Origin of the sequence: Agrococcus sp. Ld7 (genome assembly GCF_045064095.1) — a bacterium.
GTDB lineage: Bacteria > Actinomycetota > Actinomycetes > Actinomycetales > Microbacteriaceae > Agrococcus.
This window is the reverse complement of record NZ_JBISGY010000014.1, coordinates 24,261-36,629: the sequence shown is the minus strand read 5'-3', so window position 1 is coordinate 36,629 and position 12,369 is coordinate 24,261. Positions and strand designations below refer to the sequence as shown.

Below are 12,369 nucleotides of genomic sequence, written 5' to 3'. Positions count from 1 at the left end.
TCCCGCCCGGCCCTAGCTGGCCTCGCGCATCTGCCGCAGGTCGCGCTTCAGGTCGTGCAGCTCGTCGCGGATCCGTGCCGCGAGCTCGAACTTCAGCTCGCCGGCCGCCTCCGTCATCTGCGCGGACAGGTCGGCGATGATCGACTCCAGCTGGCCCGGCCCGTCGAGGTCGGAGCGATCGTGCGCGAGGCGGGGCGTCGGGGCCCCTCGCCTGGCGCCCTCGAGGAGCTCCGCCGTGTCGGCCTGCTCGCGCGCGAGCACCTCGGTGATGTCGGCGATCCGGCGCCGCAGCGGCGTCGGGTCGATGCCGTGCTCCAGGTTGTACGCGACCTGCACGGCGCGACGACGATCGGTCTCGTCGATCGCGAGCCGCATGGAATCGGTGATGCGATCGGCGTACATGTGCACCTCGCCCGAGACGTTGCGGGCGGCGCGGCCGATGGTCTGGATGAGCGAGGTCGACGAGCGCAGGAAGCCCTCCTTGTCGGCATCCAGGATCGACACGAGCGACACCTCCGGCAGGTCGAGGCCCTCGCGCAGCAGGTTGATGCCGACCAGCACGTCGTAGACGCCCTGTCGCAGCTGCGTGAGCAGCTCGACGCGGCGAAGCGTGTCGACATCCGAGTGCAGGTAGCGCACCCGCACGCCGGCCTCGGTGAAGTACTCCGTGAGCTCCTCCGCCATCTTCTTCGTGAGCGTCGTCACGAGCACCCGCTCGTTGCGCTCGGCACGCACCCGGATCTGCTCGAGCAGGTCGTCGATCTGGCCCTTCGTGGGCTTGACCACGAGCTGCGGGTCGACGAGCCCCGTCGGGCGGATGATCTGCTCGACCACCGTGTCAGCGAGCCCCATCTCGTACTTGCCGGGGGTGGCGGAGAGGTAGACCTTCTGCGGCGTGCGGTCGAGGAACTCCGGGAACTTCAGCGGCCGGTTGTCGAGCGCACTGGGCAGCCGGAACCCGTGCTCGACGAGCGTGCGCTTGCGGCTGGAGTCGCCCTCGTACATCGCGCCGATCTGCGGCACCGTGACGTGCGACTCATCGATCACGACCAGGAAGTCGTCCGGGAAGTAGTCGATCAGGCAGTGCGGCGCCTCGCCGGGAGCGCGACCATCGATGTGCCGCGAGTAGTTCTCGATACCGGAGCAGAAGCCGATCTGCTCCATCATCTCGAGGTCGAAGGTGGTGCGCATCCGGAGCCGCTGCGCTTCCAGCAGCTTGCTCTCGCGCTCGAGCTCCTTGAGGCGCCCGTCGAGCTCATCGCGGATGCGCTCCATCGCCTTGTGCATGCGGTCGCTGCCGGCGACGTAGTGGCTGCCGGGGAAGATCGAGACCGACTGGTGGGTCTGCAGCACCTCGCCGGTGAGCGGGTGCAGCGTGGAGATCGCCTCGACCTCGTCGCCGAAGAGCTCGATGCGGATCGCGTGCTCCTCGTACATCGGGATGATCTCGATCGTGTCGCCCCGCACGCGGAAGGTGCCGCGCGTGAACGCCACGTCGTTGCGCTGGTACTGCATGGAGACGAAGCGGCGCAGCAGCGCCTGGCGATCGATCCGCATGCCCACCTGCAGCGCCACCATCGCCTCGAGGTACTCCTCGGGCGTGCCGAGGCCGTAGATGCACGACACCGTCGAGACGACGATGACGTCGCGGCGCGACAGCAGCGAGTTGGTGGCCGAGTGCCGCAGTCGCTCGACCTCGGCGTTGAGCGACGAGTCCTTCTCGATGAAGGTGTCGGTCTGCGGCACGTAGGCCTCTGGCTGGTAGTAGTCGTAGTAGGAGACGAAGTACTCGACCGCGTTGTTCGGCAGCAGCTCGCGGAACTCGTTCGCCAGCTGCGCCGCCAGGGTCTTGTTGTGCGCGAGCACCAGCGTGGGCCGCTGCACCTGCTCGACCAGCCAGGCGGTGGTCGCGCTCTTGCCCGTGCCGGTGGCGCCCAGCAGCACCACGTCGGTCTCGCCGCGGTTCAGCGCGTCGGTGAGCTCGCGGATCGCCTTGGGCTGATCACCGGAGGGCGTGTACTCGCTGATGACCTCGAACGGCCGCACGGCACGGGTCGGTTCCATGCCCCCAGCCTACGAGCGACCGCCCACACGATCCTGCGAGAGCCGCTCCCACAGCGCATCGACCTGCTCGAGCGTCTCCGACAGCTCGGTGTCGGTGTCCACCACGACGTCGGCGATCGCGAGTCGCCGGTCGTCGCTCGCCTGGGATGCGATGCGGGCACGCGCATCCGCCTCGTCCAGCCCGCGCAGCTCGACGAGGCGCCGGATGCGCGTCTCGGCGGGCGCGTGCGCCACCACGACGAGATCCCACGGGTCCTCCGCCCGCGCCTCCACGAGCAGCGGCACGTCGTAGACCACCACCGCATCCGGATCATCGGCGAAGGCCGCGGCGAACCTGCGGGCCGATTCCTCGCTCACCGCGGGGTGGACGATGCCGTTCAGCCGCTGCCGCGCGTCACGGTCGGTGAAGATCACTGCGCCGAGTGCCGCACGATCGAGCGAGCCGTCCGGCCGCAGCAGGTGATCGCCGAACGCCGCGGCGATGGCGGCCAGCACCGGCATGCCCGGCTGCTGCAGCGCGCGAACGAGCGCGTCCGCGTCGACGACGATCGCGCCGTGCTCCCGCAGCCTGCGGGCGATGGTCGACTTGCCGGACGCGATCCCGCCGGTGAGCGCGATGAGAGGCATGGAACGAGTCTTGCACGCACGAGCGAGGATGCGCCGCGTCAGCGGTCAGCGGCGTCAGGGTAGCATCGGGCGTACGGCGCCGTGGCCCGCGGTGCAGAAGTGCAGGGAGGCCTCATGAACGAGGACGTCGCAGTCGTCATCGAGGACGGCGAGGACATTCGTGAGCTGCTCGCTCAGGTGCTGGTGCAGGGCGGGTTCGAGGTGCACACCGCACCCGACGGCGTCGCCGGCGTCGAGCTCGTGCGCGAGCACGACCCGATCGTGGTGACGATCGACGTGAACATGCCCGGCATCGACGGGTTCGAGACCGCGCGGCAGGTGCGCGCGATCAGCACCGCCTACATCGTCATGATCACCGCGCGCGGCGACGAGATCGACACGCTCGTCGGCCTGCAGACCGGCGCCGACGACTACATCGTGAAGCCGTTCCGGCCGCGCGAGCTGCGCGCTCGCATCGAGGCGATGATGCGCCGCCCGCGCATGATGGCCTCGACGCATCCATCGCCCCCGATGCCGCCCTCCAGCACCGAGGAGCTGCCGTACGCGAGCCGCACGACCACGGTCGAGCTCGATCACGCGACGTCGATGGAGCACGACACCGAGGATGAGCTGCTCGAGCACCGCGGCCTGCGGCTGCAGTCCGATGCTCGCGTGGTGGAGCTCGAGGGCGACGAGCTCGAGCTGACGCGCAGCGAGTTCGACATCCTGCGGATGCTGCTGAGCTCGGGCCGTCGAGTGGTCAGCAAGATGCAGCTCGCGGGGATGCTGCGCGGCGAGCGCGGCGAGCCGGACCACTACCTCAGCGAGCACGACGCGCGCGCGATCGAGGTCCATGTCGCGAACCTGCGCCGCAAGCTGGGCGAGTCGCCCTCTGAGCCGCGCTGGATCGAGACGGTCCGCGGGGTCGGCTACCGCCGCACCGCCTGATCCGCTGTCGGCTCGTCGCTGTCGTCCTCACCGGCGACGACCACGGTGACGTCGTCGCTCGCGATGGCCCGCTTCGCCGCCTGCCGCGCGGCGTCCAGCAGCGTGTCGCGGTCGTAGCCGCTCACGCTCGTGAGGCTGACGCCCATGCCGATGGGCGGCAGCACCGGCACGCCCGCGGTGGCCAGCTGATCCAGCATCGCGCGGTGCATGCGGGCCGCGAGCTGCCGCGCATCGGCGGGAGACGTCGGCTGGAACGCGAGCATGAGCGTGCCGTGGTCGTTCGTGCCGAGCGCGGCGGTCGTCGGGGACAGCCGCCGCGCCGCGGCACGCGCGGCCTGCCGCACGTGATCGGCCTCATCGACCCCGAAGGCGGTCGCGATGCGCGTGAGCGCGTCGATCCGGATGACGAGCACCGCGAAGAGCTCCGCGCGCCGGTTCGCGCGCATCAGGCGCCCGCCCAGCACGCGCACGAACGACGGCTCGAGCAGCACGCCATCGGGCGCGATCGCCATGAGCGAGGAGTCCTCGGTGCCGCGCAGCCGCACCTGCTCTGCGCGCAGCACGGAGGCGGTGACCACCACCACGATCACGAGGCAGATCGTCACGACGCCCGCGATGCCGCTGCTCACCCACTCCCGGAAGAGCTCGTGCTCGGTGCCGAGCGTGGCTGCGCTGATGAAGCGCACGATCTGGAAGACGCACGCGACCGCGAGCACACCCGCGAAGCCGAGCGCGGTGCGCGTGCGTCCCATGGCACCGCGCATGGCCTCGACGGCGCCGAGCGCGGCGAAGACGGCGTTGGCTGCGAACATGACCAGGACGCTCCAGCCGGCGCCGCCCGCGTCGAGGAGCGCGGCCGTGCAGGCAGCGAGCGCGCCGATCGCGACCAGGATCTCCGCCCACCTGCCGCGCTTGCCGTTGAAGACCCGCGCCCCGATCCACAGCAGGCCGAGGGTCGCGACCCACGCTCCGCTGCCGAGCGCGACGGGCCACCAGCCCGCGTCGGTGACGGCCTCGAGCAGGAAGGCCTCCGTGGCGATCATGCCGGCGATGAAGCCGAGCGCCCAGACGCGCCCCGCGCGGTCGTCCTTGCGCAGCATCGTCTCCAGCACGAACACACCGCCTGCGACGTGCACCACGAGGGCGGTGATGAGCGTGACGGTGTTCGCATCGAGGCTCATGGGTTGACTCCCGGTCTGCGCAGCGGCAGTCGCACGACGAACGTCGCTCCGCTGCCGGGCTCGCTCTGCACGCTGATCTCGCCGCCGTGCGCGCGCACCAGATCGCGGCTGATGGTCAGTCCGAGGCCATTGCCCTGCGGCCGCATGGACTGGCCCGTGGCACCGCGGAATCGCCGCTCGAAGAGCCGCGGGAGCGCGTCGGCAGTGATGCCGGGCCCGTCATCCCGCACGACCAGCCACGCGTGCTGGTCGTCGCTCGTCACCCCGACCTCGATCAGGCCGTCTCCCGAGTGGTAGGCCACCGCATTGCCGACCAGGTTGTCGACCACCTGGCGGATGCGGTGGGCGTCGATCACCGCGAGTGCGGACTCGACGCCGGTGGTGTCGATCCGGATCCCACGACTCTCGGCCTTCGGCTCCAGCGCCTCGACGGAGGCGAAGACCACCCGGGCCAGATCCTCCTCCACCGGTCGCACGTCGAAGCGACCAGGGCCGTCCGCGGTCGCCGCGAGCACATCGCCGATGATGACCAGCAGCCGCGACGCGTTGCGCTCGGCGATCTCGAGGCTGCGTCGCGTCTGCGGGCCCACGCCGGCATCCTCCAGCGCGAGGTCGATGTGCCCGAGCACGCTCGTGAGCGGCGTGCGCAGCTCGTGCGAGACCGACGCGACGAGCTCGTCGCGCATCGACTCGGCCATGCGCTCCGCCGTGACATCGCGGGTCACGAGGATCGCGCCGACATCGGTGCCGTCGACGTCGAGCAGCCGTCGTGCCGTCGACTGCAGCGCCCGTCGATTCTCGCCCGGCGGACCCTGCCAGTGCAGCGCGTTGTCGAACGTCTCCCCACGCCGAGCGCGCGCGAGCGGCGTGTCGATCGCGCTGATCGGGGTCTCGCCGTCGGCGCCGAACAGCTCGCCGTCGATCCCGCCGGCACTCAACCGCGCGTGGGCGTCGTTCTCGATCGAGATCGCACCGTCGGCGCCGATGCGCACGACCCCGAAGTCCACCGCGTCCAGGAGCTCGCTCACAGCGTCCTCCTGGCGACGCGCCCGTTCGACCGCGTGGTCGAGATACTCGGCCTGCTCATCGAGCAGCGCTCGCTGCGCGGCCGATCGTCGCGCCGCCACGAAGGCGACGACCGCGGCCATCGTGAGCGCGAGCGGCCCGAGCACGATCTGCACGGCGGTGGTGAAGCCGCCCTCCAGCAGCGTCACGATCCAGTACAGCGCGCTGGAGCCGGCGGCACCGACCACGAGACCCTTCCAACCGCCGATCGTCGCCAGCCAGGTCGCGGGCACCATCCACAGGAGCCAGAGCTGCGCGGCGGGCTGCCCCACCTGCAGGAAGAAGATCGCGATCAGGTCGCCGACCGGCACGAGACTGACCCAGCGGGGATGGATGCGGTTCCAGGGCACGATGAGCGCAGCCACCGTGAGCGCGAAGACCACGAGCACGCCGAAGAACAGCGTCTGGCCGTCCTGGACGTTGTCGAGCACGACGATCAGTCCGCTCGCGACGAGGCAGGCGGCGGCCAGCAGCAGCTGATTGACGGCCGTCGCCCGTTCGCGCGTGCGATCGGGCCGCACCGATCCGGTACGTCCCGGAGTGACGGCCGGGATCATACGTCGACCGTACCGTGCGCGGCGCTCCCACGGGCCTCGCCGCGGGCAGCGCTACGATCGCCGCACACAGCGTTCACATCCACGCGATCGGAGTCACCATGCTGGAGTTCCTGACCGGCTCGGGCCTCGCCGCGGCCGCGGGCATGAACGCGTACATCCCGCTGCTCATCGTCGGCGTCGCGAATCGGTTCTTCCCCGAGGCGCTCGCACTGCCCGACGGCTGGGCCTGGATCTCGAACGGATGGGTGCTGGGCATCGTCGCGGTGCTGCTGGTGGTGGAGGTCGTCGCCGACAAGATCCCCGCGGTCGACAGCATCAACGATGTCGTGCAGTCGATCGTCCGGCCGACCGCCGGTGGGCTGGTGTTCGGCTCCTCGTCCACCTCCTCCACCGTCGCAGTCACCGATCCGGCCGCCTTCTTCTCGTCGAACCAGTGGGTGCCGATAGCGGTGGGCGCCGCCATCGCGCTCGCGGTGCACCTGGGCAAGACGGCGATCCGACCGGCCGCGAACGTCGCGACGGTGGGCGCCGCCGCGCCCGTGCTGTCGACCATCGAGGACGTCGGCGCGGTCGGGATGTCGCTGCTGGCGATCGCCGCGCCGCTGCTCGTGCTGCTGGGGCTCGCGCTCCTGGGGCTGCTGGCGGTGTCGCTGCTTCGCAATGCCAGGAAGCAGCGGAACGCCGACCTCCGCCCGGCGACCGAGCGACGCGGCTGACGCCGGGTCAGCGCTCCTCGACCGCGTCGAGGTGCATCGCCCCGCGCCAGCGCACGACGCGACCGACGGCATTGCGCTCCACGACCGCGATCTCGTGCCCCGAGCCCATGCCGGTCGCGGCCGCGACCCGCACGCGGTCATCGTCCAGCGGTGTGAGCACATCCACGGCCGCCATCGGGTCGGCGGCGGTCGGCGAGACGACCAGCAGCCGGCCGCCGAGCTCGACCACGTCGACCCGTGCCCAGAGGCTCGAGAAGGTGCCCTCGAACGAGCGTGCCAGGTGGAGCGTCTCGTCCGCGGCCGGATCCGTGTCGTCGAGCGCGGCGTCGATGAGTCGCGCGACGCCGACCGCCAGCTCCTCGGCCGGAGCATCGATGGCATTCGCGAGCACGCTCACCACGATGTCGCGCTCGACGTCGACGAGCGTGCGCGTCGCCTGGCCCGTCCACGCGCCGCCGTGCCCGACCCACTCCCGCCCATCGATGGAGCGCAGCATCAGCCCGAGGGCGTAGCCGGCGGCGCCGCCGTCGCGCGCCGCGGTCGTCCACTGCTGCTGGCGCATGCGTCGCTTGGCCTCGGCGCCCAGCAGTCGGTCGTCGTCATCCGTCACGGTGCGGAGCACGTCGGTGAGCTGCGACGCCGTCGCGACCGCGCCGGTGGCAGCGGCGAGCGCGCCGGCACGTGGGCTCCCCAGTGCGCGGCGCTCCTCGCTGGAGTGCAGCGCGGAGTGACCGGTCACGAGCTGGGCTGCGTCGTCGGTCAGGTCGGCCGTCACGTCCTCGCGCCCGAGCGGTGCGAGCACCAGCTGCCGCAGCGCGTCCTCGTAGGCGGTGCCGGTGACCGCCTCGATCACGAGCCCGAGCAGGCCGAATCCCACGTTCGAGTACTTGAACTCAGCGCTCGCGGGCACGCGCGCGACACCCGCCGCGGCGATGGCGAGCAGCCGCTCGGCATCGGGGAAGGGTGCCTGCAGGTGCCAGAAGGCGACGTCATCGCCGTCGCGCACCGCACCGCTGCCGTGCGAGAGCAGCTCGCGCACCTGCAGCCTGCCGGCCTCGGTGCCGTGCAGCGCCGGCACACGATCCTGGGCCGCGTCGTCGAGCCGCAGCCTGCCCTGCTCCACCAGGCGCATCGCGGCGAGCGCGGCGAGCGACTTCGAGTGCGATGCGATGCGGAAGCGGTGCTGCGGGGTCAGCGGCTCGCCGGAGGCCGCCTCCGCCACCCCGTGCGCGGTCTCGAGCACCAGCGCTCCGCCCACCCGCACGGCGGCCTGCACGCCTGGGAGGCGCAGCCGCCAGCAGCGGTACGCGAGCCAGCGGTCGGCGTAGTCGAGGGCACGGGACAGCGTCGCGTCGTCGGTGAGCACCATCCGATCCTGCCACCTGGCGACCCGCGGCTGCTCCCGGCGACGAAGAACGGGCCGCACCCGAAGGTGCGACCCGTTCTCTGTGTGCGGAACCTACTCGGACGAACCGGTGAGCTTCTCGCGCAGCGCTGCGAGGGCCGCGTCGTCGGCGAGGGTGCCGGCGCCCGTCTCCTCGGTGGCGCCGCCGAACGACTGTGCGCTCGCAGGCACGTCGTTGCCCAGCACCTCGGCGTCGCGCGCGGATGCGACCTGCGCCTTGTGCGCCTCCCAGCGCGTCTGCGCTGCGGCGTACTCGGCCTCCCAGGCCTCGCGCTGCTCGTCGAAGCCTTCCTTCCACTCGTTCGTCTCGGGGTCGAAGCCCTCCGGGAACTTGTAGTTGCCCTGCTCGTCGTACTCGGCGAGCATGCCGTAGAGCGCCGGGTCGAAGTCGGTGCCCTCCGGGTCGACGCCCTCGTTCGCCTGCTTGAGCGAGAGCGAGATGCGGCGGCGCTCGAGGTCGATGTCGATGATCTTCACGAAGACCTCGTCATTGACCGACACGACCTGGTCGGCGGTCTCGACGTGCTTCGCCGAGAGCTCCGAGATGTGCACGAGGCCCTCGATGCCATCCGCGACGCGCACGAAGGCGCCGAAGGTGACGAGCTTCGTGACCTTGCCCGGTGCGACCTGGCCGATGGCGTGGGTGCGGGCGAAGATCTGCCACGGGTCCTCCTGCGTCGCCTTGAGCGACAGCGAGACGCGCTCGCGGTCGAGCTCGACGGTGAGGATCTCGACGGTGACCTCCTGGCCGACCTCGACCACCTCGGAGGCGTGCTCGATGTGCTTCCACGACAGCTCGGAGACGTGGACGAGACCGTCCACGCCGCCCAGGTCGACGAACGCGCCGAAGTTGACGATCGACGAGACGACGCCCTTGCGGACCTGGCCCTTCTGCAGCGACTGCAGGAAGGCACCGCGCGATGCCGACTGCGTCTCCTCGAGGAGGGCGCGGCGCGAGAGCACGACGTTGTTGCGGTTCTTGTCGAGCTCGAGGATCTTCGCCTCGATCTCCTGGCCGAGGTACGGCGTGAGGTCGCGAACACGACGCAGCTCGATGAGCGATGCGGGCAGGAAGCCGCGCAGGCCGATGTCGACAATGAGGCCGCCCTTGACGACCTCGATGACCGTACCGGTGACGACGCCGTCGTCCTCCTTGATGCGCTCGACGTCTCCCCAGGCGCGCTCGTACTGCGCACGCTTCTTGGAGAGGATCAGCCGACCCTCCTTGTCCTCCTTCTGGAGCACGAGGGCCTCGACGGTGTCGCCGACCTCGACGACCTCGGTGGGGTCGACGTCGTGCTTGATGGACAGCTCGCGCGAGGGGATGACGCCCTCGGTCTTGTAGCCGACGTCAAGGAGGACCTCGTCGCGGTCGATCTTGACGACGGTGCCCTCGATGAGGTCGCCGTCATTGAAGAACTTCAGGGTCTTCTCAACGGCGGCCATGAAGTCATCGGCCGAGCCGATGTCGTTCACAGCGACCTGCTTGGGAGCCGTGGTCGTTGCAGTGGTCATAGAGATGATGTGCCTTGTTGGGGGTCTCGGGCCGGAGAGCATGCGGATGCCCATCCAGCGATTCGGAGTGGAGTCGTCACCACACGAGTGACCCAGCAAGCGTACACCGGGCCGACACCGCCGACAACCGAGGCTCAGTCGTGCACGAGGGCCGATCGCACGAGCATCGTGCCGAGCGGCTCGGCGCAGATTCCCTCGCCCAGCCGCGCGTCGAACAGGCCGCGCTCGACCAGCGAGCGGATCGCGGCGTCGCGGTCGGCGGTCGCGGCGCCGAGCAGCGCCGGGTCGCTCGCCGCGCGCCACCGACCGATCGCGGCCTCCGTCTCCGCCTCGAGCGCGTCGAGCGCGTCGTACCACGCCTCGAGGCGCGCCTCGTGCTCGCGCTCGGCGCGCCGGCCGTGCAGGAGCGCGCGGAGGCCGGTCGGCGCAGCCTCCGCGTGCGGCTCCTCGATGATCAGCCGCTGCGCCGAAGCGCGGGCGCGATCGCACACGGCGATCGGCTCCCCCGCGTGCGCGCCCAGCGCGGCGACCTCCAGCTGCGCCAGCTGATCGAAGTGCTCGACCGGCTCCCGCTGGAGAGCCGCCGCGTCGCGGGCGCTCACGCCGCGGTGCCGCTACGCGTCACGGCGCAGCACGGCCTGGCGAAGGGTGTCGAGGCCCACGCCGCCGATGTTCAGCACGCGCATGTGGAACTGCTTGAGGTCGAACGCGTCGCCCTCAGCGTCCTGCGCCTCATCGCGGATCTGCTCGAAGATGCGCTGGCCGATCTTGTACGACGGCGCCTGCCCGGGCCACCCGAAGTAGCGGTTGACCTCGAAGCGCACGAACGGCTCGTTCATGTTGACGTTCTGACGCATGAAGTCGAGGGCGTAGTCGAAGTCCCACTCCCCCGTGCCGTCCAGGCGCGGCTTGCCCAGGTGCACGCCGATGTCGAGCACGACGCGCGCGGCGCGCATCCGCTGGCCGTCGAGCATCCCCAGCCGGTCCGCAGGGTCGTCGAGGTAGCCGAGCGACTCCATCAGGCGCTCCGCGTAGAGCGCCCAGCCCTCGGCGTGGCCGGAGGTGCCGGCGGACGCGCGACGCCACAGGTTGAGCTCGCCGCGGTTGTAGGTCTGCTGCGCGATCTGCAGGTGATGCCCGGGCACGCCCTCGTGGTACACGGTCGTGAGCTCGCGCCAGGTGTCGAACTCGGTGACGCCCTTCGGCACCGACCACCACATGCGCCCCGGCCGCGAGAAGTCGTCGGCGGGACCGGTGTAGTAGATGCCGCCCGTCTCGGTCGGCGCGATCATGCACTCCAGCGCCTTGATGGGCTCGGCGATGTCGAAGTGGGTGCGGCCGAGCTCCTCGATCGCCCGATCGCTCGTGCGCTGCATCCACGCCCTGAGGGCGTCGGTGCCGTGCAGCTTGCGGCTCTCGTCGCCGTCCAGGTGCGCGATCGCCTCCTGCACGCTCGCGCCGGGCTTGATCTCGTTCGCGATCGCCTCCTGCTCGCTGCGCATGCGGTCGAGCTCCTCGATGCCCCACGCGTAGGTCTCGTCCAGGTCGACCTCTGCACCCAGGAAGCGGCGGGACATGAGCGAGTAGAACTCGCGGCCGACGGCATCGACGGGGTTCGCGGATGCCGCGAGCTCATCGCGCAGGAAGGTCGCGAACCGCTGGTGGGCCTCGGTCGCGACGCCCGCAGCCGTGGCGAGGTCGCGGCGCAGCGACTCGGGCAGCTCGGCCTCGCCCGCCCTCGCGCTCGCGGCGAAGTCGTGGAAGAAGCCGGCGCCGGGCGCGTAGTCCTCGAACTGCTCGAGCACGTTCTCGATCTGCCGAGCCGCGGGCGTGTTGCCTCCCGCGATCCCGGCGCGCAGCGACGCGATGTAGCCGTCGAAGGCAGCTGGCACGTTGCGCATGCGCTGCGCGATGGCATCCCAGTCCTGCTCCGCCGCCGTCGGCATCAGGTCGAAGATGTCGCGGATGCCGCTCGCGGGGCTCGCGAGGTTGTTCAGGTCGCGGTCGCCCCAGCCGGCGGCCTCGATATCGATCTCCAGCTGCAGCTCGCGCGCCAGATCCGACTTCGTGACCCGGTCGATGTCGTCCACCGGCTCCGCGGCCGCGAGCTTGCCGAGCACGTCACTCGCGAGCTCGGTCGCCTCGCGGCGCCCCGCCGGCGAGTAGTCGCCGTAGCCGGCCTTGTCTCCCTCGAGGCCGACGTAGACGTTGATCTCGGGGTTGAGCGCCGCGCTGCGATGGACGTAGTCCTCGGCGATGCGGTCGATGTCGGACTGGGGGCGCGCCGATGCGCCGACGTTCTCAGCTGTCAT

Annotated in this window: 10 protein-coding genes; 2 read left to right on the top strand and 8 right to left on the bottom strand. The window is 70.8% G+C overall.

From position 1 onward, the window contains the following. Positions 1–12: 12 nt before the first annotated feature. Both uvrB and coaE read right to left on the bottom strand, forming a co-directional pair. A complete protein-coding gene (gene uvrB / locus ACJJVL_RS03070) occupies positions 13–2,064 on the bottom strand; it encodes an excinuclease ABC subunit UvrB (RefSeq protein ID WP_405216844.1) in 2,052 nt (683 codons plus the stop codon). A gap of 9 nt (positions 2,065–2,073) precedes the next feature. Continuing rightward, on the bottom strand, positions 2,074–2,691 hold the full coding sequence (gene coaE, locus ACJJVL_RS03065; protein WP_405216843.1) for a dephospho-CoA kinase: 618 nt from the start codon (positions 2,689–2,691) through the stop codon (positions 2,074–2,076). Between the two features lie 114 nt (positions 2,692–2,805). Here coaE and ACJJVL_RS03060 point away from each other — a divergent pair, with 114 nt between their 5' ends. Next, positions 2,806–3,618 carry a response regulator transcription factor gene (locus ACJJVL_RS03060; RefSeq protein ID WP_405216842.1) on the top strand — a complete coding sequence of 271 codons (813 nt, stop codon included), beginning with the start codon at positions 2,806–2,808 and terminating at the stop codon, positions 3,616–3,618. Here the strand turns inward: ACJJVL_RS03060 and ACJJVL_RS03055 are convergent. Then, positions 3,600–4,799 (bottom strand): diguanylate cyclase domain-containing protein, encoded by a 1,200-nt coding sequence (locus ACJJVL_RS03055; protein ID WP_405216841.1) that lies wholly within the window; start codon positions 4,797–4,799, stop codon positions 3,600–3,602. The genes ACJJVL_RS03060 and ACJJVL_RS03055 overlap by 19 nt on opposite strands. Continuing rightward, complete coding sequence (locus ACJJVL_RS03050) at positions 4,796–6,421, bottom strand: sensor histidine kinase (RefSeq protein WP_405216840.1); 1,626 nt, start codon at positions 6,419–6,421, stop codon at positions 4,796–4,798. The genes ACJJVL_RS03055 and ACJJVL_RS03050 overlap by 4 nt, the downstream gene beginning before the upstream one ends. A gap of 98 nt (positions 6,422–6,519) precedes the next feature. Between ACJJVL_RS03050 and ACJJVL_RS03045 the strand changes: the two genes are divergently transcribed. Next, positions 6,520–7,137, top strand: coding sequence for a DUF4126 domain-containing protein (locus tag ACJJVL_RS03045; RefSeq protein ID WP_405216839.1), 618 nt, complete (start codon positions 6,520–6,522; stop codon positions 7,135–7,137). 7 nt (positions 7,138–7,144) lie between these two features. On the opposite strand, the gene ACJJVL_RS03040 is transcribed toward ACJJVL_RS03045, so the two are convergent. The 4 genes from ACJJVL_RS03040 to ACJJVL_RS03025 form a co-directional block, all read right to left on the bottom strand. Further along, positions 7,145–8,506, bottom strand: coding sequence for a serine hydrolase domain-containing protein (locus ACJJVL_RS03040; protein WP_405216838.1), 1,362 nt, complete (start codon positions 8,504–8,506; stop codon positions 7,145–7,147). 90 nt (positions 8,507–8,596) lie between these two features. Then, positions 8,597–10,057 (bottom strand): 30S ribosomal protein S1, encoded by a 1,461-nt coding sequence (gene rpsA, locus ACJJVL_RS03035; RefSeq protein WP_405216837.1) that lies wholly within the window; start codon positions 10,055–10,057, stop codon positions 8,597–8,599. Positions 10,058–10,191: 134 nt separating this feature from the next. Next, a complete protein-coding gene (locus tag ACJJVL_RS03030) occupies positions 10,192–10,659 on the bottom strand; it encodes a hypothetical protein (protein WP_405216836.1) in 468 nt (155 codons plus the stop codon). A gap of 12 nt (positions 10,660–10,671) precedes the next feature. Then, positions 10,672–12,369: a DUF885 domain-containing protein gene (locus ACJJVL_RS03025; RefSeq protein ID WP_405216835.1), complete on the bottom strand. Its 1,698-nt coding sequence runs from the start codon at positions 12,367–12,369 to the stop codon at positions 10,672–10,674.

Bases quoted from the DNA above. Each gene is read 5' to 3' on its own strand.
- uvrB (WP_405216844.1), bottom strand. From the start codon at position 2,064: ATGGAACCGACCCGTGCCGTGCGGCCGTTCGAGGTCATCAGCGAGTAC.
- ACJJVL_RS03025 (WP_405216835.1), bottom strand. From the start codon at position 12,369: ATGACAGCTGAGAACGTCGGCGCATCGGCGCGCCCCCAGTCCGACATC.
- ACJJVL_RS03045 (WP_405216839.1), top strand. From the start codon at position 6,520: ATGCTGGAGTTCCTGACCGGCTCGGGCCTCGCCGCGGCCGCGGGCATG.
- ACJJVL_RS03050 (WP_405216840.1), bottom strand. From the start codon at position 6,421: ATGATCCCGGCCGTCACTCCGGGACGTACCGGATCGGTGCGGCCCGAT.
- ACJJVL_RS03055 (WP_405216841.1), bottom strand. From the start codon at position 4,799: ATGAGCCTCGATGCGAACACCGTCACGCTCATCACCGCCCTCGTGGTG.
- ACJJVL_RS03060 (WP_405216842.1), top strand. From the start codon at position 2,806: ATGAACGAGGACGTCGCAGTCGTCATCGAGGACGGCGAGGACATTCGT.
- ACJJVL_RS03040 (WP_405216838.1), bottom strand. From the start codon at position 8,506: ATGGTGCTCACCGACGACGCGACGCTGTCCCGTGCCCTCGACTACGCC.
- coaE (WP_405216843.1), bottom strand. From the start codon at position 2,691: ATGCCTCTCATCGCGCTCACCGGCGGGATCGCGTCCGGCAAGTCGACC.
- rpsA (WP_405216837.1), bottom strand. From the start codon at position 10,057: ATGACCACTGCAACGACCACGGCTCCCAAGCAGGTCGCTGTGAACGAC.